Source organism: Shewanella sp. MF05913 (assembly GCF_059758095.1).
Genome location: NZ_JCAYNT010000024.1, coordinates 50,983 through 76,572, shown reverse-complemented (window position 1 = coordinate 76,572; position 25,590 = coordinate 50,983). Strand labels below are relative to the sequence as shown.

Annotated in this window: 18 protein-coding genes and 1 tRNA gene; 4 read left to right on the top strand and 15 right to left on the bottom strand. The window is 41.7% G+C overall.

Features of this window, described 5'->3' with window-relative positions:
• Nucleotides 1-61: 61 nt before the first annotated feature.
• The 9 genes from AC19MV_RS20305 to AC19MV_RS20265 all read right to left on the bottom strand — a co-directional run bounded on the left by AC19MV_RS20305 (nt 62) and on the right by AC19MV_RS20265 (nt 9,938).
• Nucleotides 62-406: an IS66 family insertion sequence element accessory protein TnpB gene (locus tag AC19MV_RS20305; RefSeq protein WP_282110691.1), complete on the bottom strand. Its 345-nt coding sequence runs from the start codon at nt 404-406 to the stop codon at nt 62-64.
• A 478-nt stretch (nt 407-884) separates the two neighbouring features.
• A complete protein-coding gene (locus AC19MV_RS20300; RefSeq protein ID WP_498309774.1) occupies nt 885-3,425 on the bottom strand; it encodes a S8 family peptidase in 2,541 nt (846 codons plus the stop codon).
• 12 nt (nt 3,426-3,437) lie between these two features.
• Entirely contained in the window at nt 3,438-4,418 is a 981-nt protein-coding gene (locus AC19MV_RS20295; RefSeq protein ID WP_498309773.1) for an AAA family ATPase, read from the bottom strand.
• Nucleotides 4,419-4,518: 100 nt separating this feature from the next.
• A complete protein-coding gene (locus AC19MV_RS20290; RefSeq protein ID WP_498309772.1) occupies nt 4,519-5,001 on the bottom strand; it encodes a hypothetical protein in 483 nt (160 codons plus the stop codon).
• Nucleotides 5,002-5,120: 119 nt separating this feature from the next.
• Nucleotides 5,121-5,624, bottom strand: a complete 504-nt coding sequence (locus AC19MV_RS20285; protein ID WP_498309771.1) for a hypothetical protein — start codon at nt 5,622-5,624, stop codon at nt 5,121-5,123.
• A 168-nt stretch (nt 5,625-5,792) separates the two neighbouring features.
• The gene (locus tag AC19MV_RS20280) at nt 5,793-7,424 is read right to left on the bottom strand and encodes a cell envelope integrity TolA family protein (protein ID WP_498309770.1); all 1,632 of its coding nucleotides are present in this window, start codon (nt 7,422-7,424) and stop codon (nt 5,793-5,795) included.
• Nucleotides 7,425-7,438: 14 nt separating this feature from the next.
• Nucleotides 7,439-8,317: a hypothetical protein gene (locus AC19MV_RS20275; RefSeq protein WP_498309769.1), complete on the bottom strand. Its 879-nt coding sequence runs from the start codon at nt 8,315-8,317 to the stop codon at nt 7,439-7,441.
• Nucleotides 8,318-8,516: 199 nt separating this feature from the next.
• Nucleotides 8,517-8,592 (bottom strand) — tRNA-Arg (locus tag AC19MV_RS20270).
• 140 nt (nt 8,593-8,732) lie between these two features.
• Nucleotides 8,733-9,938, bottom strand: coding sequence for a flagellar assembly protein FlgT (locus AC19MV_RS20265; RefSeq protein WP_498309768.1), 1,206 nt, complete (start codon nt 9,936-9,938; stop codon nt 8,733-8,735).
• A 303-nt stretch (nt 9,939-10,241) separates the two neighbouring features.
• On the opposite strand from AC19MV_RS20265, the gene AC19MV_RS20260 reads away from it, so the two are divergent.
• Together AC19MV_RS20260 and AC19MV_RS20255 are read left to right on the top strand one after the other, a co-directional pair.
• Nucleotides 10,242-10,952 (top strand): FlgO family outer membrane protein, encoded by a 711-nt coding sequence (locus AC19MV_RS20260; RefSeq protein WP_432405578.1) that lies wholly within the window; start codon nt 10,242-10,244, stop codon nt 10,950-10,952.
• Nucleotides 10,949-11,398: an LPP20 family lipoprotein gene (locus AC19MV_RS20255; protein WP_498309767.1), complete on the top strand. Its 450-nt coding sequence runs from the start codon at nt 10,949-10,951 to the stop codon at nt 11,396-11,398. The genes AC19MV_RS20260 and AC19MV_RS20255 overlap by 4 nt, the downstream gene beginning before the upstream one ends.
• An 81-nt stretch (nt 11,399-11,479) precedes the next feature.
• On the opposite strand, the gene AC19MV_RS20250 is transcribed toward AC19MV_RS20255, so the two are convergent.
• Nucleotides 11,480-12,406, bottom strand: coding sequence for an autotransporter outer membrane beta-barrel domain-containing protein (locus tag AC19MV_RS20250; protein ID WP_498309766.1), 927 nt, complete (start codon nt 12,404-12,406; stop codon nt 11,480-11,482).
• A 93-nt stretch (nt 12,407-12,499) separates the two neighbouring features.
• Nucleotides 12,500-13,150 (bottom strand): TetR/AcrR family transcriptional regulator, encoded by a 651-nt coding sequence (locus AC19MV_RS20245; protein ID WP_498309765.1) that lies wholly within the window; start codon nt 13,148-13,150, stop codon nt 12,500-12,502.
• Nucleotides 13,151-13,374: 224 nt separating this feature from the next.
• On the opposite strand from AC19MV_RS20245, the gene AC19MV_RS20240 reads away from it, so the two are divergent.
• Nucleotides 13,375-14,496: an efflux RND transporter periplasmic adaptor subunit gene (locus tag AC19MV_RS20240; RefSeq protein WP_498309764.1), complete on the top strand. Its 1,122-nt coding sequence runs from the start codon at nt 13,375-13,377 to the stop codon at nt 14,494-14,496.
• Entirely contained in the window at nt 14,493-17,564 is a 3,072-nt protein-coding gene (locus tag AC19MV_RS20235) for an efflux RND transporter permease subunit (RefSeq protein WP_498309763.1), read from the top strand. The genes AC19MV_RS20240 and AC19MV_RS20235 overlap by 4 nt, the downstream gene beginning before the upstream one ends.
• 107 nt (nt 17,565-17,671) lie before the next feature.
• On the opposite strand, the gene cydX is transcribed toward AC19MV_RS20235, so the two are convergent.
• From cydX to purL, 4 genes are all read right to left on the bottom strand, one after another.
• Entirely contained in the window at nt 17,672-17,782 is a 111-nt protein-coding gene (gene cydX / locus AC19MV_RS20230; protein WP_059747876.1) for a cytochrome bd-I oxidase subunit CydX, read from the bottom strand.
• A gap of 17 nt (nt 17,783-17,799) precedes the next feature.
• The gene (cydB, locus tag AC19MV_RS20225; protein ID WP_498309762.1) at nt 17,800-18,939 is read right to left on the bottom strand and encodes a cytochrome d ubiquinol oxidase subunit II; all 1,140 of its coding nucleotides are present in this window, start codon (nt 18,937-18,939) and stop codon (nt 17,800-17,802) included.
• Nucleotides 18,940-18,954: 15 nt separating this feature from the next.
• Nucleotides 18,955-20,511 (bottom strand): cytochrome ubiquinol oxidase subunit I, encoded by a 1,557-nt coding sequence (locus AC19MV_RS20220; RefSeq protein WP_432405540.1) that lies wholly within the window; start codon nt 20,509-20,511, stop codon nt 18,955-18,957.
• A gap of 1,181 nt (nt 20,512-21,692) precedes the next feature.
• The gene (gene purL, locus AC19MV_RS20215) at nt 21,693-25,574 is read right to left on the bottom strand and encodes a phosphoribosylformylglycinamidine synthase (RefSeq protein ID WP_498309761.1); all 3,882 of its coding nucleotides are present in this window, start codon (nt 25,572-25,574) and stop codon (nt 21,693-21,695) included.
• Nucleotides 25,575-25,590: the final 16 nt, after the last annotated feature.

Below are 25,590 nucleotides of genomic sequence, written 5' to 3'. Positions count from 1 at the left end.
GATTTACGAAAATCGACCACATCGGCACATAAATAAACGGTGGGCACATCAACAAATATCTTCATGCCGTTAACCCTTTAATAATGGCAACGATATCGTTCGTTGCTAAATTGGCTGGAAACATTAATTGGCCTGTGCGGATATCAAACTGCACCACATTTTGATGAGTTTGCGCGCAGACTTCAGTGGTGGTTTGTTTTAACTGAATAAAACGTGATGGTGTGGGGTTCGTTGTTTGCACTGGCAAGGTTGAATTAGGCTGATACTCAGCCTGTAAAGCGCGCTGTTTATAATAAGTGGTGATAGATACATTATGGTGTTGGCAGAATTCAATATTAGTGCCACTAAACGAGCCGCGTTGTTGAAGTAGCATCTGCCACTGAGTAGTTGTTCTGTATGTTTTCATCACCTGCTCCAAATTTATCATTAAGCAGGTATTTTTAGACAATCAGAGCATCGATGCTAGGTGTACTTTGCTAGACGCATACGAAAAAGCTTTTCGCATCGCATGGCAGAATGCACAGAGCTTCTTGGTGCAGAAAATGCCTACACTTTCAAAAAGAGTTGTCACGATTTAAGACGACCATAACAAGCTGGAGCGTCATGCGAGGCGGTAATATTCAAACAACCAGTAAACGGCTAAGTCATAGCCCTAGGGGTTTAAGCAAAAGCCAATATCACAGCCAGTACTTATGCTCATTTTGATATTGAGCATGTTAGGCAGGAACTAGGTATCACTACTGCTCATCTGCTTGGGACTTTTCAGCACGAATCGCAAGTAGATAGATTGGTTAGGGAAATAGAACAGCTTTCATCTGAGGAGAGAAAGAAACTACTAATAAGAATTTAAATTGCGATACAACAAATTCTTATTAGTATCAAAATTATGAAACACTAATGGCTATTGGGGTATGTATATTAGTAGCGATTTTCTGTGCGACTTCACTGTATATATCAACTTCAACTTCTGGAACCGAAAGTGAAATTATTAACGCATATCGAGCCTGTGAGTTATATCGCTCATGTGTTTTACGAGTCTTCCACCATCCACTGGTAGGATAAATAGCGATCTTTCCTCTAGAAGCAAGATCTGCAGCACTGCCGCGCCAAACATCTTTATGAATAGATCCTCTATGACGTTGTTGCTTACCTAGAAGCCAATGGCTATCGTCTAAAGTATCAGGCTTGTCTCCCTCTGCCTTTTTATTGATACGCCTCATGAACTGTTTGTCTGATTCACCTTGATGCTTGACGTCAAACCTCAGCTGGTGACTAGCATAACTATATTTAGTTAACACATTACGGCTTGACGGGTTTGGCTCAATAAAATAAGAAACTGTTATCGTAAGCTCAACATCAGCCTCACCAATTTTCATTAATTCCTCAACTGGCCAAGGCAAATCATGTAAATTCATATCCTTAGTTTTTGTCTCTTTAGATTTTGGCTTAACATAAGGCTGTAATTCATCTTGAATTACCAATGTTAAAGAGTTACTTGCACTATTCAGAGCTTTATTAAGATTAGGGACTCCAAAGCCTACTTTACGAACTAATTTAGCCATATCTGACTTCTTGATGTTATCTTGATTACGGTTTACGGAAATCAAAGAATACATTGCATCAGTCCAATCTGCAGAGTGAACTATCAACGCCCTAACGGTTTCAGGCCAAAGGTCGCTATATTGTGATTTTATTTGGGCAGTAAACCTTGCTGCCAATGCTGTTGCAGAACTGGTCGCATTTGTACATTGGAAGTACCTTTGCGAGAAGTTATTATTTGTAGTAAGCAACTGTAAATCTTGCATACCTACACTGATGCCCAATTGATCTTGGCCAACATTTCCACCTTCAAATACCACTTCAGGTTTTATAGGTGTGTTTCTTCTATCCCAATTGAGAGATGTTGTCGAGTATGGCGATAAACCACCTTTCGGGGCTAAAGGTTGGTAGTCAGAAGCTTCTGTAAGTGTATTTTTTTCTGTATAAGCACCAACCGTTAATACATTCCATGCCTGTGCAGGATCATGAATATCACTTAGGTAATTCCGCTCGGGGTACTCAATCCCCTCAATAGGTAAGGCATTCCCCGCACATACAGTAAATAATCTAGGAAATGCACCCTCTCCGAGGTAATCGACTGCAAGCATATCCATTGCACTAGACCAAGATGATGGCCTTCCTCTATCGGTACCTATACCTGATGATAACGACATTGAGTAAACACGTGACCGTTCAGGTTTGTAGTTTTCTATTTCCGATATAGCATTTTCTGTAACTAATCCTAAAGGCTTACCTACATTATCACCATTAAATCGGATGGTTTTGACTGATTCTAACCTATGATTAATTGTTATTATATCTGATGAACTTAATCTATCAGTTAAGTCTCCCCAAATTGCTAGCCCAGCCATCTCTGTGCCATGTCCCATTGCGTCAGTGGGATCACTATCATCTGTTATTGTTCTTTGATCTGCTAAACCAGCAAATGGCGACAACAAAGGATGAGCAACATTTACACCAGAATCAATAATACAAACATATGGAGAAGCATCAGTATAAGAATGATTTAGACGTTGAAGTAATTCTTCTGACCATTCACCTTGCTCAGCTGGCTCCATAGAATCGAAGAATTCAGCGGTAACTTTAGGGTAGCGTATTTCAGATACTCTAAAAAGCAGATTAGCGTTTTGTTCCAACTGACTTTGGCTAGCCTTTATCTGAACCACAGTGTGCTCTGGGAATCGAAGTTTATGTTGAGATACCTCGATTTCAGCAATGCCTGCCAGTTTAGTAAAGTCTGAAATGATCTCATTGTAATAATTATGTGTCTGACGACTTTTTTTCGGTGTAGATAACCACACTTCCCACCAAACGTCAGAATCTTTATCTTCAGGAAGGAGGGAGTCATCATCTGCCCAAATTGCAAAAAATGAAGCACTACGAATTGATTTAATGGAATCAATTAATTTTTGATGATCTGTTGGTTTATCATTTTTGTTTGTTTTGTACGATTCATAATCAGTTAATTTCTTTTCATAAAAATCTAACTTGCCATCAGGTACAAAAGCTGTAGCAATGGTGGTTTTTTGCCCATTAACACTAATCGTCTTTACATTGTGTAAGACGATCCCTTGAGTGTCATTTGCAAGACTTTGGACTGCCATTTCAACATTGGGAAAGCTTTCAAACTCTACTTGAATTCCAGCTCCCATCTCAAGAGGTATTTCAGGTATGTATTGCTTTACTCGTGATAAGTCCTTGGCCACGTATTCTAGTTCTTGCCGAAGCTTACCACTATGATGATGTCTGTCTTGAGCTGGTATTTCAGAGGAAGAACTCCCACCTATAGATGGCGAAGAAAATTCGTAAGAAGTAGCTGAACGGTTTATAAAAAAATGCGGTTTATCAAATCTATTACGTGCCATTAAGAATCCTTCTTACACCATAAAGTGTTGGCTGATTTTTTTTCTACCCTCAATAGCTTGTTGGAGCATCGAGAGTGTAATTGAATTGTGATCATAAATTAGCATTTCTTTGATAGCATCATTTGCTGCAAGAGTAATTTCAGCGTTACTTAACCCTTCAGAAATTAAAGGGAGTTTTTTCCATGAAAAATTACTCGCGACATAACTTTGAAGCCGAGTTTTAAATAATTCAATAATTTCTTCTTTCGAGGGCAATTGATACCGAATAACATCATCGAAACGCCTAAATAATGCATGATCTAGAGCTTCTATGTGATTAGTAGCACAAACAATCACACTATTTGAATTATCTTGCTCAAGCATCTGTAAAAAGCTATTAAGAATTCGGCGCGCTTCTCCAACATCATTACTATTTCCGCGGTGTGAACCTAAGGCATCAAACTCATCAAAGAAATAAACACCACGAACTTCTCTAATAGTATCAAATATTTGGCGAAGCTTCGCAGAAGATTCTCCCAAATACTTTGTAATTACAGCATCTAAACGAACTTCAAATAAAGGAAAATCTAACTCTCCAGCTAATACAGAAGCTGTAAATGTTTTTCCTGTACCAGGCTTACCAGCTAGAAGAAGCTTTCTCCTAGGAGATAAGCCATGATTCTTTAGAGTTGCGAGATGCTTTTGTTCTTTTACTAACCTGTTTAATTGGTCTTTCACTTCTGAAGATACTATTAAATTTGAAAAACGAAGTTTTGGATGTGTTGTTGTAAGTAATCCTGATGAATCTTTCACACCACTGGCAATTGAGATAGGGAGATTTTTTGCACTAGTTTTTTTAGCTGATTCAACTAATAATTTAAGCTCTTGAGCAAGTTTACCGTGCCCACTTCTGGCTTCATGAGCGGCAACCTGAAGCGCAACAGATAAAAATCTGTCGTCATCTTTATCGATATACGATTGCATTAGTGCTTTAATTTGAGTTGAACTAGCCATTATTTCTTAAATATTTTTATAAATTCATTTTTGATATAGTAACTGAATTGGCTACTTTTATCTAATGAATACCATTAAGTTTAATTCTCAATTTTCTTCCTTATCTTACAAAGTCACATGCGGTATCTTTCTGCTTCAAAGTTTCAGAACTACTATCCTGCATCGCTTTCAAAATCATCAAATTACACTCTTTCTCTTTTAATTCTTGTTCATTCTTTTGCTTTGGCTCGCTAATATAAGCAACCATTGGCTTATAATTCAAAGATGCATTGCAGTACATGTTAGATAAGCTTCGACCTCTCTGATTCAGATTTTCCATGCTGGATAACTGAGTACATAGTTCGGTAAACATAGTCTTGGCTTGTTGAGTGCATTTAGAGAATTGAGTAGCCTGTTGCTCAAGGTCTGAGCAAACGCTATTGGGTTTTATCTTCCATAGCTGATGCTGAAATCGGATATTAGTATCGTTGTAGACTAAGCTTTGTGAGGTTACAGTCGTGTTCATTGAATCAACATACACTTCAGCAATACTATTGCTTACCGTGTGCAGGTAGGCTGCAAACAATTGTGAGAATGGATCCATAACTCTTCCTTAAGCATATGTTGAATATTCTATAACACACTAACAATACTCCTTTTTCTATCTTAGTTGAACATTTTTATTACGACCTCATTTAGCTATTAATTTTAGATTACGTACACTTATTGACAGAACTCCAAGTTAGAGCAATTAGGGTCAATATTACCATTAGCCTGTGAATAGCTTAACGTCCACTCATGTACTCTAGTGACGATTTCAACACCTAAAGCGACAATGCCTTTTAACTGCACTATAAGCTCATCACCATAACGATTCGTTGCAAATTGTCTCTCATCAGTCTGTATGTGGGAATTTTCAGTAATTTCCGTGTTTTCTGCAGCATTGACTCCAGAATAACATTCTTGGATTATTTCAGGATTTCCTGGAACTGATTTTTGGCTGAATCCCGCGCGACTAGTAGCATTTACGGCATTGGTTTCATCATTTGGTTCATCATTTGGTTCTGTAATAGTTGAGTGACTAGATGCAGGCTGATAGCCTGCATCCTTAGTCTTTTCGTGGGAATTGCCGAATTTTTGATGACTTAATTGGATATCGCTTAGCTTTTTATATTGGTGAAGCAATCTAATGACTTGATCATCACGCTTACAAAATACGCCGCCCATCAGCTCTGTGTATCGACTCCAATCTGAGTCATCTGCGGCTTGCCTAATTTGTTCTACCCATTCTAGGCTTTCGTCAGTGATTTTACTTAGCCGTCTTAATTCACGCCAAGGCGTAACGCCTACCCCACCAATTTGCTGAAATTGACGAATGCCCCAGACGGTAAAAGCTTAATCTGTAAGCCATTTGTAATTGTGACCAGTTGCTATTAGGTTTTGCTTTAATCTGTTTTTCATTTCATCACTCGCCCTGAAATAAACAGATTTAATATCATTGTCGTAAGCGTTTTGACTAAATCCTCGTTCTTTTGCTTTGTCATACCACTCATGGCCTAAGTCAAATTCACCCGTTGAAAGGTAAACAGCGCCTAGCAAAGTACATGGCCTAAAATTTAACGGTGTCACTTTATGTGCTTCTAAACCAAATTTAATTGAATTAACATAATCCTTTAAGTCTCTACAAACGCCACCGTATGTGGTTAATAAAGCTGATTTTAATTTCTTTTCATTTTTAGGGAGATTAAATGGATATGATTCATCTAACGCTTTTTTTATTTTGGTCAGCACTTCAGCTTTACGATAGGCGGCACTAGCATTAACCAGCTCCCAAGGTAAGCTTTTCTGTTTCCAGTTTTGAAAATGCTGATGGGCTAAATGAAGGTGATATTTTTTGTCGATAAGATCTGAAACAATACCTTCACTATCTAGCCATTTTTTCTCATCAATGCTGATTGGTCTTGCCATTAATTTCTGTAAAAGTTCTTCAGTACGCGAGTGTTTCGGAATATTGTTTAAGCCCAATTTAGGAAAGTCAGAAAAATGTTTTTTCCTTTCAACTTCCGCTTCTTGTTCAGCTTTTAATTTTGCAGCCGCTACAGCTCGTCTCTCAACCTCAATGGCTTGTCTTTTAATTTCTAATTCACGCTGTTTTTGAGCTTCAATAGCTTCAAGTTTTGATTGATATTGTGCTTCAATCTCTTTAATAACAAACAAATCACTATTTGTGGTCAGCTCGTTCCCCGTATCCTTAAGCCTTTTTTTCACTGAAATTTTTAACTGAAGCCCACCGAACACAATGTGTTTTAGCTTCTCTTCAATTGTTTTATGATTATTAAGATTTGCAAACAAAGCTAACTCTTCAGAACCAAGTGCGCTTGATAGCTTTTCCATATCGACAAATGAAATTCGTAGTGGATCACTCGTAACCTGTTGAAGTAGAAAATCTATAAATTTTCGATAATTGGGGTAAATATCTTCAGGGAATAATGCTCTAGCTTGAATAGTTTTTGCTTTAACTATGTCAGCTAAATTCATCTCACTTTGTTGTTTGCCGCTTTGCAAAGCTTTGTCTAATAACCGTTTTTTTATCTCTTTGGCGATAACTTTTGTTTTTTCAACCGTTTCTAATTTGGTATTAATGATAGTTTTGTGCTTAGGGGCTTTAATCGGTTCAGGCTTGACGTTGTACTGTGTAAAAACCAAATCAACAACTGCGTGATTTGAATCATTCAATAGCTCAACACCAAATTCAGCCACTCTTTTTTTTACTTCAATTTTTAATTTAAGTGCACCGAATAGTAAAGCATCAGTTCGTTCAGATAATATTCCTTTTTCAGCCACTGATTGGAATAGCTTATGAGTGGTATAACCTAATCCAATAGACAGTATCTCTATATCTCGTTCAAGTACGCCCATCTCATCTTGATTAAGCATACTTACAAATAGATCAATATATGCTCTATGAGTTGGGTATTGAAGCTTTGGAAATAGCAGTTGAGCTTGAGAGTTCTGTTTATTAACCACAGTAAAAATCCATTTTATTTAGTTGATTTAATATGCTTGCTCAGCCAAGAATTGATTGTCCTGATCGCTTGATATGATGAACTAAAAGCGTAATCGACGCTTTTTGCATATTCCATAACATGGTTAACCATAGCTTGCGCTGCTTGGTGGGGATTAGCATAATTTTTCTGAGTATAAAACTGTATAGCAAAAGCTTCTACTTTATCTTTTTTAGCATAACGCTTATCTCGACCTGCTTTTCCAGCTTTCGATGAAGCTTCTGCATAACCTTTGAATTTGGTTATATCAGTTTGAAGTGACTGATACCCATCATTAACATCAACAAATTGACGTTTGGCAAACATTTGAAATAACAACTTGGCTTGCTTGGGCATACCAGCCATCTGACAAGCTATAGCACCATGAATAAGCTCAGCACTGTCTTGTGGAATCGCATTTAGAAATGTGAGAGCTTCACTACCCTCTTCTCCAAATGCTTCATGTAAGTTTGAAGCATTGGCAAATCGTCTGACCTCATTAATATCATCACAAGGCTCTGCAGCTATTGACTCAAATAATGATGTAAATATCTCTGCACCTTTAAGCTGCTCAGTCTCTAGTATTGACTGACTATCATCAACTTTCGAAAGCGCTTTGGCTAAAGACTCTTCATTAATGCCTTCTGGAAGCAAAGGTCTAACGGCTGAATCTTTTTGAGTGAGCATGTCGAATGACTGCAAGCTGGCTAAAAAATCGGCTTTCTGATTTTGATTAGCATATTCAGGGGAATCCAACATGTTAACCAACTGCGCTTTCAATGCTTCTGGCATTGCAGATAGAAGTTCTTCTAACTGATTATCGACTTCAGACTTGTGAGGTTTAGTTTGTAGGTTAGACTCTTTCTTGAGGTTCATTACACAATACTTCCATGTTTCAACTTTAATAGAAAACTATTGGAAATACGTTTAAATGTCCATAATTGAGGTCAAACTATTAAAAAGCGGAGTTTTGAAGAATGCTTAAAAAAAATTCCAAAAAAGTGGTTTCCAGAGGCGGCACAACTTTTGACTATTTTATTAAGTTATTGATTTTTAAGACAAAAAATAGATGTTATGGTCTCCCCACAGGGACTCGAACCCCGATCGGCCGCTTAGGAGGCGGCTGCTCTATCCTGTTGAGCTATAGAGAGACCCTGTGATTATACTGAGTTTATAATTGATTTAAACCCTTTAAATTTAACTGCTTATTTCTTAACCTGGTTTATTAGCCTAGTTTCTTAACTTTAACTCTTAACCTTACTCTTACTCTTATGCATGACGGTCATGATGATCAGTTTTTAATCGCGATATCATTTACTTGAATGTTGTCTGCTGCATCGATGCCGTCAAATATGGCTGTGGCGCTGTCTTCGCTAACTTGCTCGATTACCACACTCGCACGGCTTTTGCTGGCGATGGGGCGCATGGTGTTTAAGCGGTCTGGGATATTTTTTTGCAATACTATCTGGAACTTATCACCCATTTTTACGCCATTTTTGCGGCCTAAATTGATGATAACTCTATCGCCTTGTCTGGCAACAATTTGGCCTAATAGTGGCCTGCAATTTAATTGGTTATCTAACGTCAGTATGCTTTGTTGAAAGATTTCAATAATAGACTGGCCGTAGGATGAGCGCCAAAAGCGTTGATTAGCCGGTGACACCACTTCTTGTTTTTCAAATTCCCAGGGTGCCGATGTAGCAAAAGTTTCTGTCCACACCACTTCGCCGCTAATACCATGATAAAGAGTGAGTTTTATCATGAATTGTCTTAGTGGGTATTCCTCATTGAAACCTAAAAAGCCACTTTCGGCAGGCTCGGTTGAAATATCAATAATATCGGGTTGTAGTATGTACTGACTTTCGGTGATTTCGCCTAACCATGTCGGAATGCGGTAACCTCTAAAATTAACCAATTGGTTAGTGTTATCAATTTTTTCATTGGCGTGAACACGAGCAAAGCTATAGCGAGACTGGGCGTTGATCATCTTACCGAGTTTTTCGGTTATCTGTTGTTCAAAATTAGCCAGTTGTCCGTATCTAAGCTGCGCGCGTTCTTGAAGATAAGATTGCGGCAACATAATCGCGGCTTTTAATGATTGGCTTTTGCATTGTGCGTTAGGTTCTGGTTCAGTGAGTTCTAATTGCAAAACCACTGTAATGGTATTTTGGCTGATCATTTCGCTCATCAACTCAACATTATTAGCCGAACCCATACGCTGAATTTGAAACGTATCCTGGGTTAATCGCCCCTGATCGATTGATTGCTCACTGGAAAAATTAACCCCCGCTTTTAAGCTCGCATAATTTAATGCCTGACTAATGGCATCTTCGCGGGCCTTATCGATATCACCATTGACAATTTTAGCTCTGCCGGTGACCTCCACTTGTTCTGCAAGTGCCGTGTTAACCTGAAATAAGCTCCACAGTAACATCAGTGCAAGCGCGAATGCTTTATGGCTGGTTGCTTGTTTAATAAGGCTTGTTTGCGTCGGCATACGATGTCCTAATGTCAAAAAATCGTCAGTTTTGCCTATTAAGGCACATAAAATATTACGACTAACGCGATAGTGTTTAATTAGTATAAATCAAGCAAAAATCGCGCCACTAACATATTTATGTGCATTTAAGCCTTTAAGGATTAAATCTAGTAAAGCTTTTACGCTATTTGCCGATACAGATTTAGCGTTCATTGACGGCTATGTCGCAGTCAATAATGGCTTAAGCATCAATCTTGCACGTTTTGATTGAGTGCCATTAATGCAACATATCGCGTCGGCGACATTTTTAAAGGAATCATCATGATTAACAGGCTTATCACCCCAGTTGCTGTACTTGCGTTGTTGTCTGTCGCAGCGTGTAGCCAAACGCCTAACCCGGCGAATAATTTAGCGTTTAATAATGATGGCAAATACGTCAAAGTTAAAGATGAATATAACGTTTCTCATAAGCAATTAGCGTACGACATTCAAGATGCCGGCTTGGCGCCAAAAGGCCAGATTAATGTATGGGCCGAAAAGCTGGTTAATGAATTGGTTGTGCAAAATGATGCGCTGCGCCCTGATCAGCCGTTATTAATCACTACGCCTGTTTTAGCTAATAATTTAAATGCCACCAATGAGCTGGCCTTACAATTACAACAAGGTTTGTTAGCCGCGTTTCATGCGCACGAATTTAATTTAGTGGATATGAATGTCGCCACCAGCTTGCGGGCAACGGAGCAAGGCGAATTTATGTTAAGCCGTGATTGGCAATTATTGCCATCCGGTTTACCTGTGGCACACGTGTTAGTGTCAACCATGACCATGACCCCTGAGGGCATTGTGTTTAATGGCCGCGTTGTAAATGTCACCAACAACCGCGTTTTATCGGCAGTGCAATCTTTTGTCGCTGCGTCGAGTTTGTCTGGTTATTTACAAGAGTCTGAATTAATCGAATCTCGTAATGGTTTGCTTTACCGTCATGAGAAAAAAGGCGATAGCCGTTATACCGTATTGGGAGATAAGCTATGAAGCCACTGATGTTGGTTATGATGTTGGTGCTACTCGGCGGCTGCGTCAATAAAGATAAATATGTGCAGTGGGAAACTGAAGCGCCCTCTTCATTCCCTACGTTAACAGCGGTAGGTTATGCACCGCTAGCGACGCAACCTAGCCCTGAAGCTTCTCACCGTATTTTAATGGCAATGCAAGCGTCGAAAATTGCCGCCTACCGTGAACTCGCTGAACAAGTTTATGGTCAAAAGATTTCAGCTAACAGCGATGTCAGTGAGTGGTTATTAACTGACGACAATATTAAATCCAGCGTCAGTGGCATTATTCGCGGCGCGAAAGTGGTTAAGACCTACCCTTCTGGTGAGTTTTATGTCACCGAGTTAGCCTTAGACTTTAAGCAAGTATGGCAATTGTACGAACAACAGAATCGCCCTAAACGTGTTAAAGAAGTCACTTACTTCTAAGCAAATGATTCCGTTAAAAATGCCGCTGATATCAGCGGCATTTTTTTGCTTTAAAAGCGTTCTATCTTTCTATCTATCAGCTTAAAACGTTAACTTAAACACCAAGCCAAATGCCGCCTGGTCTTCTATGTCTTCAGTGACATCAGGCTCGCTCAGTTCCATTTCGCCGCCAAAGTAGTAACCGGCATAGGCGTTTACACTCACATTGTCGGTGGCTTTCCAGCCTGCACGGACAAAACCAACCCATTCGTCGATCTCAATGGTTTGATCGTCATCTGCTATCAAAAAGCGCTCTGTGCGTTTTGAACTACCGATACCAAAATCAATATCTGGACGATACTGATAGCTCAGTTCTAGGCCTGCTGGGCCACTAAAACCAGCTTGAAACGGGTTAGCTAGCACTAACTTGTCGTTGATTTGCCAGCGAACGGCTAAATACGGCACGGTGCGCACTTCGGAAATATCATTTAAATACGCCACACCAAAACCCAACATATTACCTGAGTCAAAACGGTACATACTGGATGCTACAACACCATAGCTTTGGGCGTTAGATGATGAGGCAGTATCGGCATAAGCATATTTTAATTGCGGTGCCACTAAAAACATCCAGTGATTATCCAGACGATATGTGAGTGATAACCCTGCGCTGTATTGATGAACCGTTGACCAGTCTTGCTCGTTAGAGCGTAATGGCGTGGCCTGATTAATGCGCCAATCGTAATCGAGGTTGTCGTAACCGACATTAGCCCCCAGTGACCATTGACGATTTAATGGCATTGAGGCTGAAAAACTGGTTTTCCAGGCGTCACGCTGTAGTTGATTTGCATTGCCGGCACCAACATCGGCAGTGGCTGCGGACGTACGCGCAACCGTTAATGAAAATGGTGAACGGTCTGGCGCGGCTAAGGTCTGTTGGCTGAGTAATAAACCAGGAACTAACAATAACGATTTAATCAATAAGCTCAGAGTATTGGGCTTAGCGATAACAGCTTTATAAGATGTCATAACGATGTGCATCCTTTCAAAATAAAATGGTGAGTAGCGTAAACTATCTGAACCAATACTGATTTAGTCGCGCTTCAGTTCAAATCCTAGGTATTATTTTATCGCAACCTTGTGAGCCCGCAAAAACATCTCTGCGGTATCTTGTAAGTATTGTTGTCTACTTAATAGCAAGTGATCAGTCTCTAATGCTAATTCTAAGCGTAATTTTAGCTCACCAAACAACATTAAACATAACCTTACCGCACTGTCGTGAGGGTTAGCGAAATAATACTCACCGTGTTGGTTAACCTTGGTTAAATATTCGCGAATTAATCCCAAAATATGTTTGGGCCCTGCATCGTAAAACAGTTTGGACACTTCCGGGTGAGTCTCGGCTTGTGCGACGCAAGTTTTAAATACTGTCATGGTGTCTTTACTGACAATCAATTCGCCAAACTGTTTGGCAAATAACAATATCACTCGCTGCGGATCGGTTGCATCAATTAAGGCATCGTCAGTGAGTTGATGTACTACACACTTAGAGTCTATTGCGGCAACGAACAAATCATCTTTAGAGCCAAAGTGCGAGTATACCGTCTGTTTTGATACGCCCGCATGTTTGGCAACCTCGTCCATACTGGTTAACGGAAAACCTTTGTGGCAAAACAACTCCATTGCCGACTCAAGCACTTGATTGCGCTTTTGTTCACTGCGGCTCAAGTTAACTTGTTCGTCATTGTTTGTGGCTGACGTCTCTTTTGTCATGTGTTTTCCATAGGCTTAAACGAGCGTAAAAATTGAAGGGTTGTATCTGTACGATTAAATCATCATAACCAAAAATAGACTGGACAGTCTAGTTTTATAAAATTAGACTACCAAGTCTAGTTAACAATTAAGTTACATCTTACGGTATGTCGTGCAGATTTCTGTCATTACATATTTTAACGATGAGTCATTGCCGAACCACATATCGCTTTAAGGGAATAATTATGTTTGCTGTAAGGTCATTCACCCAACATCTTCGCTACTGTGCATTAGGGTTGAGCATAATGCTATTAAGTGGCTGTGGCTCTGAGGTTAAAGAGCATTCGCAAACTGTTGAGTATCAGTCGGTATTGGCGCAAAGCTTAGTGCTTAATGATCGTTACCAACAAATGCAAACCTATACCGGTACCATCCGCTCAGCAAACACCACAGGCATAGGATTTGAATTAGCGGGTAAACTCAATAATATTGTGGTAGACAGTGGTGATGTGGTCAAAAAAGGCCAGGTTTTAGCCCAATTAGACACCGACTTATTGGTTGCAGAAAAACAACAACTAGAAGCAAGCCTATTACAAACTCAAGCCGATATTGATTTAGCCAAAAGCACACTAGTGCGTACTGAAAAATTGAAAACGCAAAACTATGTGTCGGCGCAACAACTCGATGAAACCCAGCAACAGGTGATTAGCCTACAAGCCAATCAAAAGCGCATTGATGCCAGTTTGAGCGCCGCTAAGTTAAAGCTTGAAAAATCAACCTTACTCGCGCCATTTGATGGCGTCATTAGCCAACGTTATCACAACCTTGGAGAGGTGATTGCCCTTGGCAGTGCGGTGTTTAATTTAGTCGGTAACAGCCAACCTGTGGCTTATATTGGTGTGCCGGTTGATATCGCCCATCAATTAACAGCGCAACAAGGTGTCGACGTGCGTGTAGGCAAACAAACTTTTACCGCCAAAATTGCTGGGATAAGTGCTGAAGTCAACACCATTAGCCGTACGGTACAACTGCGCATTCAATTGCCCGACTCTGCTAGAGTGATTAACGGTGAAATCGCTTATCTGGTGTATCAACAAGACAGTTTAACCGAAGGCTATTGGGTGCCAATGTCGGCATTAACCGACGGCGTCCGCGGTTTATGGAATGTGTATGTTTTGGTACAAGATGAACAACCGCTTTATCAAATTGAGCGCAGAGATGTTGAGATTATTTATACAAATGAACAACAGGCTTATATCAAAGGTGCCATACAAGCCAATGAACTGATTGTGACTGACGGCTTGCACAAAATAGTGGTAGGCCAAAAAGTGACCCTGGCTAAAGCGCAATCGTTGGAGGCGATATGATTAAGGCGTTTCTTGAAAATGGTCGCTTAACCAGCTTATTTATCGCGCTGTTAATTGTTGCCGGACTGGGAGCAATATCCAGTTTGCCGCGTACAGAAGATCCCCACATCACGAATCGATTTGCCTCGGTTATCACTCAATACCCTGGCGCTTCTGCCGAGCGCGTAGAAGCCTTAGTCACTGAAGTGCTTGAAAATCAATTACGCCGCCTGGAAGATTTAAAGCTGGTGCAGTCGACATCGCGCCCGGGCATTTCGGTTATTCAACTGGAATTAAAAGATACGGTTATTGAAACCGATCCGGTATGGTCAAGAGCCCGAGACTTAATCGCAGACAGCAAGTTTTTATTACCTGAAGCGGCACAAAATGGTGTGCTAGATGATCAATTAGGCTATGCCAGTACCGCTATTTTAGGTGTGGTGTGGGCTGATGATTCGCCTGTTCGAGCTGATATTTTAAATCGCTATGCCAAAGAACTGCAAAGTCGATTACGCCTATTGAATGGCACTGACTTTGCCAAACTGTATGGCGCCCCAGAAGAAGAGATATTGGTTGAGCTTGACGGCAATAAAATCAGCCAGCTTCATCTCACCCCAGCCAGTATCGCGGCCATTTTATCTAATGCCGACAGTAAAATATCCGCTGGAGAAATCAATAACAGTCAGTTTAGAGCATTAGTTGAAGTCTCGGGTGAACTCGACTCGCAAAACCGTATTCGTCAAGTACCTTTAAAAGTCGATGAATATGGCCAGATTATTCGCTTAGGTGATGTGGCGACCATTACTCGCCAGGCTAAAACGCCAGCGAGTAGCATTGCCCTTATTGATAGTCAGCAAGGCATTTTGGTTTCTGCCCGCATGCTTAACAATAATCGAGTGGATTTATGGCAACAGCAAGTTAGCCAAACCATTGAGGCATTTTCGGTTAATTTACCGGCTAACATTGAAGTGCAGTGGTTGTTCGATCAACAAAGTTACACTAAAGACCGGCTCGGCGATTTGGTGATTAACTTATTACAGGGTTTTATTATCATCCTTGTGGTGTTAATGCTCACGTTGGGCCTACGCAATGCCGTTATTGTGGCTATCTCACTGCCGTTAACAGCCTTGTTCACGCTCACTTGCATGAAATACACGGGATTACCCATTCATCAAATGTCGGTGACAGGGCTAGTGGTTGCACTGGGTATTATGGTTGATAACGCGATTGTCATTGTCGATGCCATTGCACAGCGTCGCCAGCAAGGCATGAGCAAGCTCGAAGCGGTATCAAAAACTCTGCATCATTTATGGCTGCCGCTAGCGGGGTCAACCGTTACCACCATGCTAGCATTTGCACCAATTGTGTTAATGCCTGGCGCGGCGGGTGAATTTGTCGGTGGGATTGCCATTTCGGTGATGTTCGCCCTTTTGGGTTCATATATTATTTCACACACTATTATTGCTGGTCTTGCAGGTCGCTTTAGTCGCAGTGAAAAACCTACAGCCTGGTATCAACAAGGTATGGCATTTCCAAAAATTAGCCAGGCCTTTACCGCGAGCTTACGCTTTGCTTTACACCGCCCGATACTGACTGCTGTGGTTATTGGTATTTTGCCTGTGGCAGGCTTTTTTGCTGCGGGAAAAATGACTGAGCAATTTTTCCCGCCATCAGACAGGGATATGTTTCAGCTAGAAGTTCACTTAGCACCACATGTTAGTATTGAACATACCTTGGCCCAGGTGAAACTCATTGATGCCAAGCTACAAAAGATAGATGACATTCTTGCGGCAACCTGGGTAGTAGGCGGCAACACGCCGTCGTTTTACTACAACTTAACTCAGCGCCAGCAAGGGGCAACGAATTACGCCCAGGCGATGATAAAAGTCACCGATTTTGTTGCTGCCAATCGATTAATTTTACAATTGCAAAAAGAGCTTGATAGAGAATACCCACAAGCACAAATACTGGTGCGAAAATTAGAACAAGGCCCGCCGTTTAACGCTCCTGTAGAGTTACGAATTTATGGCCCTAATTTAGACACACTAAAAACACTGGGCGAACAAGTGAGAGGTATTTTAAATGCCACGCCCGATGTAATTCATACCCGGGCAACCTTGAGTTCAGGTGCGCCAAAAGTGTGGTTACAAGTGAATGAAGACGCGAGTTTAATGAGCGGCTTAAGTTTAAGTGACATAGCCAGCCAAATTCAAATGGCCACCACCGGGATTATTGGTGGCAGTATTTTAGAGCAAACCGAATCGTTACCTGTACGAGTTCGTTTAGGCGATACCAGTCGCGAGCAAACAACTCGTTTAGCCGAAATAAACCTAGTATCACCTTCAGGGTCTGGCATTCCCCTCTCTGCATTATCTTATAATGAGGTTAATGTGAGCCGCGGCGCTATACCGCGTCGAAATGGTGAGCGGGTTAACACGATTGAAGCCTACATCACTAGCGGTGTATTGCCGGCACAGGTATTAAATGACGCCAAAGATGAAGTGGCCAAATTGGTTATTCCTGCGGGTTATCATGTCGAAATTGGTGGCGAAAGTGCCAAGCGTAATGAAGCGGTAGGCAACTTATTGTCTAACATTGTGTTGGTATTCACCTTACTGTTAGCCACTGTGGTGCTGTCGTTTAATTCATTTAGATTAACGGCCATTATTTTACTCAGCGCCTTTCAATCTGCTGGTTTAGGTTTACTAGCGGTATTTGTGTTTGGTTACCCATTTGGTTTCACCGTGATTATCGGTTTATTGGGATTGATGGGATTAGCGATTAACGCCGCCATTGTCATTTTAGCAGAGCTTGAGGATGTGCCAGACGCTAAACAAGGTAATTTGGCATTAATAATCGATACTGTCAGTAGCTGCGGGCGTCATATTGGTTCAACCACCATTACCACTATCGGCGGGTTTTTACCGTTAATTATTGCTGGCGGCGGGTTTTGGCCACCTTTTGCCATCGCCATTGCCGGCGGCACATTACTGGCGACCATGTTGTCGTTAATATGGGTACCGGTGATGTATTTACTGTTAATGAAACCGCGAAGAGCAATTCGACAAGGGCAAGCCGTTACGAGTTAACAGTCACAAGTTAGCTGTAACGAGTTAGCGGCGTAAACGCAAAGTTGTAGCCAATAAAAAACCGCTTTATTTCTAAAGCGGTTTTTTTATGGGTTAATAGCAGAAGATTAATCTTCGCTTTGACGATCCATATTCTCTGTATTCTCAAGCCATAAGGCGTTAATAATACCGAATGAACACGCCAGTAACACACCTAAAATCCACGCAAAATACCACATAGATGTTGCTCCTTAATTTAGTAAAGTGAGGTTTTATTGTTTTCAATAAATTCACGATTTAAACGGCCGAACATCTTGTAATAAGTCCAAGCAGTATAAGAAAGAATAAGGGGTACGAAAATAGCAGCAACATAAGTCATGACGGTTAAGGTCATTTTACTGGCTGTAGCATCCCACATGGTTAAGCTCACATTAGGCTCTAAAGACGATGGCATTACGAATGGGAACATTGCTGCACCACAAGTAAAAATAACACAAGCCACGGCTAACGAGCTAAACAAGAAGGCAAAACCACTGCGAGTAAAGCGACTGGCTAATATAACTAATACTGGCATAACTAAGCCCAAAATAGGGAATAGCATTGTCACTGGATATTTATCGTAGTTTGCTAACCAAGCACCGGCCTCAACAGCAACGGTTTTAGTGGTTGGGTTTGACGGTCCTGCTAGGTCAAGCGTTGATGTAATAACATAACCATCAATACCATTGACTAACCAAACGCCGGCGGCACCAAACAGCACAAATAACAAACTGGCACAAACTTGAGAAGCTTTAGCACTACGAACTCGAAGCTCGCCTTCAGTTTTCATTTGTAGCCAAGATGCGCCTTGCATCATAAACATCGACACACACACTAGGCCAGCTAATAAGCCAAACGGATTTAATAATCCGAAGAAACCACCGTGATAGGTTGCACGCAAGTATTCATCAAAGTTAAATGGTACACCTTGAAGTAGGTTACCAAATGCCACACCAATAATTAATGGTGGCACAAAACCGCCAACAAATAACGCCCAATCCCATGATTTACGCCATCTTGGATCTTCGATTTTAGAACGATAATCAAACCCTACAGGGCGTAAATACAATGCAAATAGTACAAGCATCATCGCCACGTAAAAGCCCGAAAACGATACTGCATATACCATTGGCCAGGCGGCAAACAGCGCGCCACCAGCAGTAATTAGCCATACCTGGTTACCGTCCCAGTGTGGTGCAATGGTATTGATCATAATACGACGTTCGGTGTCATCTTTACCGATAATCGGTAACAGTGCACCCACGCCCATGTCAAAGCCATCAGCAACAGCAAAACCAACTAATATTACGCCAAGTAATGCCCACCAGATAAATCTTAATACTTCATAATCAAACATAATCAGGTCCTCCGCCTAAGCATCTTGGTTTTCAAAATGGTAACGACCGGTTTTTAAACTGCTTGGGCCGAGACGTGCAAATTTAAACATCAAATAAGCCTCTATCACCAACAGAATAGTGTAGAAAACCGTAATCGAAATAATACTGAACCATAAATCGGCCGGCGTTAAACTCGATGCTGACATAAAGGTGGGTAATACTTCTGAGATGGTCCACGGTTGACGGCCAAACTCTGACACAAACCAACCACATTCAATGGCAACCCAAGGAAGCGGTAAGCTGTAAAGTGCTGCGCGCAGTACCCATTTTTTCTCAGCGATTTTATGACGAGTGCTTTGCCAAAATGCAGCGGCAAATACAAACAACATAATCACCCCGGCGCCAACCATAATGCGGAAGGTCCAGAACATAGGTGCTACCGTTGGAATAGAGTCATACGATGCTGCGATAATTTGCTCTTCAGTCGCATCAACCACTTTATCGGTATAACGCTTAAGCAAGAAGCCATAGCCTAAGTCGTCTTTAACGGCTTCAAATTGTGCTCTTACCTCTGGCGTTTCATCACCAGCACGCAATTTTTCAAGCAGTCCATATGCCACCATACCAGTACGAATACGCACTTCGTGCTCTTTAATAAGATCTTTAAGGCCAGTCACTTCTTCATCTAAAGAACGAGTGGCAATAATCCCCATTAAATACGGTATTTTAACAGCGTAATCTGTGTGCATGGTTTCTTGATTAGGGAAACCTACTGCAGTAAAGGCTGCTGGAGCAGGCTCTGTGTGCCACTCAGCTTCAATAGCCGCTAATTTAACACGCTGAACTTCACCGACTTCGTAGCCAGATTCATCACCCAGTACAATAACCGATAGGATTGAAGCTAAACCGAAACTGGCAGCAATCGCAAATGAGCGACGCGCAAACGGTAAGTCACGGCCTTTTAATATGTAATACGCGCTAATCGCAAGTACAAACATGGCGCCGGCTACATAACCAGAAGCAACAGTATGAACAAACTTAACTTGCGCTACAGGGTTGAATACCAAAGCCGCAAAGTCGACCATTTCCATACGCATGGTTTCATAGTTAAACACCGAACCCACAGGGTTTTGCATCCAACCGTTGGCAATCAAAATCCATAATGCCGACATGTTAGAACCAATGGCCACTAACCAGGTCACGGCAAGATGTTGACGTTTGCTAAAACGATCCCAACCAAAAAAGAACATACCCACTAAGGTCGATTCAAGGAAGAAAGCCATCAAAGCTTCAATGGCCAGAGGCGCACCGAAAATATCACCGACATAATGAGAATAGTATGACCAGTTAGTACCAAACTGGAATTCCATCGCTAAACCCGTAGCAACACCTAAGGCAAAGTTAATCCCGAAAAGTTTACCCCAGAATTTAGTCATATCTTTATATATCTGATTATTTGTCATCACATACAGTGATTCCATAATCGCAAGAATAAAGGCTAAACCGAGGGTGAGTGGAACAAATAGAAAGTGGTACATAGCTGTAAACGCGAATTGATAACGCGAAAGCTCAACAACCTCTTCAATAATCATTGGCAATTCCTTACTTCTTTCAGTACGACCAAATACAACACGGCAATAGCCTAATTACCACTGTGTGATGTTATACCTGAAAACGATAATTTAAAGACAATGGCGCTGCCACGTTTGCCGTTGGAAAGTGACAATTAACCATTAACTTACATTTTTAAATTCTATCTTAAACGCCCTATATCTTACGGTATAAAGTGTTGGTAGATCATATTTTTTACTCAATTATGTGACCAACATTAGATTTTTCGCATGGATATTTATTAGTATATATTATTCAGCGAGTTACGAATTTAACACTTGCGCTACATCGCACAAAAAAGTCAACTTTGTGACGCAAAGCAAATCAACTTTTGCGGTAAAAACCATCAAGACCATTCAATTAGCACTTACCCTCTCGCTAGAGGTATTGACAATACCAACCAAATTGCTAGGCGGACATCATTTAAGATTCAAAACATGAAGGAATGACGCTTAACCAGAAAGGGTTGATTAATCGCAGTAACACACTGCTATTATTTTGTTGCGGATAAGTAAAACTTTAACAAATTAAAACACACAAGAAATAATACTCATTATTAACAAGGTGATAGGAAAATCCCGCTAAGGACAAAGTCATAACAAAAAATCAACCCATTAATAAAACTAATCCCTGGCATCACTTTTTCTCATTTGAGCAAAATTCACACTCACAGTATAATTTGTGCACAATTAAGAACACGAATTACTACATTTATTGCGTCGTAGTCTTAATCCCCTCCCCTAAATGTTCCGAGATCTTGTTATGACGCTATTATTTGAAAATATTGTAAACCTATACAAACTTGCCTTTTCTGAAATGTTTACTAAGAAAGAAGATAAATAACGTAAACTTACGTATCTTATTGATTCCGTTTAGGCGGCAAAACGTGATGCGGTAGATTGTTTTTGTTAGCGCAATTCGATAAAGACCCATCATGGTTTTAATGCCATAGTAACAAAAAGCCCCACAGCCTAATGCCGTGGGGCTTTTTGTTTTGCTTATTGATTTACTTATTGATTAAATACAAAATTAAACCAATAAAAATGGCGACTCAATTGAGTCGCCATTTGTTTTTTAGGGCTTTATTTACAAAAGGTTGCTTACAGCAGTCATTTATAAACTGTAGCTGATAGCCAACCGATTTGAGGGCTTGCCTTCAACCTTAGCCAATCTTAACTCGCGCGTTACGGAACATGCGCATCCATGGACTGTCTTCGCCCCAACCATCTGGGTGCCATGAGTTAGCAACGGTTCTAAATACACGTTCTGGATGCGGCATCATGATGGTGACACGACCGTCAGTGGTACAAATACCCGTTAAACCGTCTGGTGAACCGTTAGGATTTTCTGGGTACTGTGTTGCAATGTTACCGTGACCATCAACATAACGCAGTGCAATTGTGCCTGACGCTTGGGCAGCAGCAAGCGCTTGGGCATTGGCAAACTCTGCTAAACCCTCACCGTGAGATACCGCGATTGGCATGCGTGAACCGACCATACCCTCGAAGAATACCGACGGTGTTTGTTGTACTTCAACCAAACTAAAGCGTGCTTCAAAACGCTCCGAACGGTTGCGCACAAAATGTGGCCAATGCTCACTGCCAGGGATGATTTCTTTTAAGTTAGATAACATTTGGCAACCGTTACACACACCAAGCGCAATGCTTGAATCACGCTCAAAGAAGCGGCTAAATTCGTCACGAGCACGGCTGTTAAATAAAATCGACTTCGCCCAACCTTCACCGGCGCCAAGTACGTCACCATAAGAGAAACCACCACAAGCCACTAGGCCCTGGAATTCTTCTAAGCTGACACGACCCGATAAGATATCTGACATGTGTACGTCACGGCTTTCAAAGCCTGCGCGGTCAAATGCTGCGGCCATTTCAATGTGCGAGTTAACACCCTGCTCACGTAAAATAGCCATTTTTGGCGCGGCGCCTTTTAAAATATAAGGTGCGGCAACATCTTCACTCGGGTTAAAGCCTAATTTTACGGTTAAGCCCGGTGCATCAGCTTGCTGTTTAAGGTCAAACTCTTGCTTAGCGCATTCTGGATTATCACGTAACGCTTGCATACGGTAGGTGGTTTCAGACCACAAAGTGCGTAATGCAGTGCGGGTGTCGGCAAAGATAACGCGTTTGCCATCAGTAATGCTGATCTTATCTGCAGCTTGTAAACCACCAATGTGATGACAGCTCACGCCTTTAGCTTCAAATTGCTCAGCAATGTCAGCGGCTTGAGCTGCGCTAACTTGGATTACAGCGCCTAATTCTTCGTTAAACAAACGCTCTAAATCAGTGCCATTTAAGCCTGCTAAATCGATAGTTAAGCCTGTGTTACCGGCAAATGCCATTTCAACTAGGGTGGTAAATAACCCACCGTCGCTGCGATCGTGATAAGCGATAACAGCCTGGTCTGATACTAATTTTTGTATCACTTCAAAGAAGCCAGCTAGGTTAGCCGTGTTGTCCAGTGTTGGCGCAATATCGCCAAGCTCGCTGTACACCTGCGCTAAACATGAACCGCCTAAACGGTTTTGGCCGTTGCTCAAGTCCAGCATCAATAATGCGCTATCACCTTTGTCTGAGCGCAGCTCTGGTGTAACGGTTTTACGAATGTCTTGCACAATACCAAAGGCAGTAATGACTAACGACATCGGCGATGTCACGGTTTTACTGACGCCGTTGTCTTGCCATGCGGTTTTCATCGACATGGAGTCTTTACCAACAGGAATAGTAATACCCAGCGCTGGACATAAGTCTTCACCGATAGCTTTAACGGCTTCATAAAGCCCGGCATCTTCACCAGGGTGACCGGCTGGCGACATCCAGTTGGCCGATAATTTAATTCTTTTGAACGAACCTATATCGGTACCGGCAATGTTCATAATCGACTCAGCAACAGCCATACGAGCCGATGCATCAAAATCGAGTAGTGCTAACGGAGTGCGCTCGCCCATCGACATCGCTTCGCCGGTGTAGCTGTCATAACTTGATGCCGTGACTGCACAATCCGCAACAGGTACCTGCCAAGGACCGACCATTTGGTCACGATTAACTAACCCGGTTACAGAGCGATCGCCAATGGTGATTAAAAAGGTTTTGTCAGCAACGGTTGGTAACGTCAGAATGCGTTTAACTGCCTCAGTTAGCTCAATTTTAGTTTGATCTAACGCGGGTGACACTGCCTTAGCAGACACCACATCACGACTCATTTTAGGCGCTTTACCTAATAATACTTCAAGCGGTAAATCAATTGGCTTGTTATTGAAGTGGCTGTCAGCAAGCGTTAAATGCATCTCTTCTGTGGCTTCACCTACAACCGCAAATGGCGCACGCTCACGAGCACAAATATCAGCAAACTGTTGCAGATTTTCTGGGGCAACCGATAACACATAACGTTCTTGAGATTCGTTACACCAAATTTCAAGTGGGCTCATGCCAGGTTCGTCCGAAGGCACATTACGTAAATTGAACACGCCGCCACGATTACCATCATTAACCAATTCAGGGAAAGCGTTTGATAAACCGCCCGCACCCACGTCATGAATAAATTGAATGGGGTTGGTGTCGCCTAATTGCCAACAGCGATCAATCACTTCCTGGCAGCGACGTTCCATTTCAGGGTTTTCACGTTGCACAGAAGCAAAATCTAAATCTTCACTCGATTGACCAGATGCCATAGAAGAGGCTGCGCCGCCGCCCAATCCGATATTCATTGCTGGGCCGCCCAACACAATGAGCTTAGCGCCAACGGTGATTTCGCCTTTTTGAACGTGCTCTTCCCGGATGTTACCTAAACCACCCGCAATCATAATCGGCTTATGGTAACCCCTTACTTCAACACCATTATGGCTCGAGACTTCTTGCTCATAGGTACGGAAATACCCGGTAATAGCAGGACGACCAAACTCGTTATTAAATGCCGCGCCGCCTAATGGGCCTTCTAGCATAATTTCTAATGGGGTGACAATACGATCAGGTTTGCCGTAATTACCTTCCCAAGGCTGTACAAAACCCGGGATTTTAAGGTTGGACACAGTAAAACCATTTAAACCGGCTTTTGGCTTAGAACCACGACCCGTCGCACCTTCGTCACGAATTTCACCGCCAGAACCTGTTGCTGCACCTGGATATGGGCTGATTGCCGTTGGGTGATTGTGGGTTTCCACTTTCATCAACACGTGCATAGGTTCTGTATGGTAATTGTAAACGCCATCAGGATCGGGAAAGAAACGCCCTGCAACCGAACCGGTCATTACCGCAGCATTATCTTTATAAGCTGATAATACAAAATCTGGCGTCACTTCAAAGGTGTTCTTAATCATTTTGAACAATGATTTAGGCTGCACTTCACCATCGATTGTCCAATCAGCGTTAAAAATTTTATGACGGCAATGTTCTGAGTTTGCTTGAGCAAACATCATTAATTCGATGTCGTTGGGATTACGATTTAAGCGAACAAAGTTTTCAACTAAATAGTCGATTTCATCATCTGCTAATGCTAAGCCTAACTTCGTATTCGCCACTTCTAACGCGCGGCGACCTTCGGCCAAAATGTTTACGCTGTTAAATTTAGCCGGTTCTGTGCGAGCAAATAACACTTGGGCGTCATCAAAGCTTGGCAACATGACTTCGACCATGCGGTCGTGCAATAAACTTTGTAATTGTGTTTGCTGTTCGGCTGTTAAGGTGGCCGACTCAACATAATAGGCAATACCGCGCTCTAAACGCTTTACCTTATTTAAACCACAATTTTGCGCGATGTCGGTTGCTTTAGATGACCAAGGAGAAATCGTGCCAGGACGAGGAGTAACAAACAGTAATGCACCTTGTGGAGCGTGCGATTCAATCGCTGGGCCGTAGGTAAGAATAGTTTCGAGTTGTAGACGTTCATTATCATCGAGTGGTTCAGTCAAATTGGCTAAATGCACATATTCGGCATAAATTTGCGACACTGGAAGCGATGCGTTTTCACAAGCCTCCATGAGTTTTTGAACTCTAAATGCAGATAGTGCAGGGGCTCCGCGAATGATTTCCATCACGTCTATTCACCTT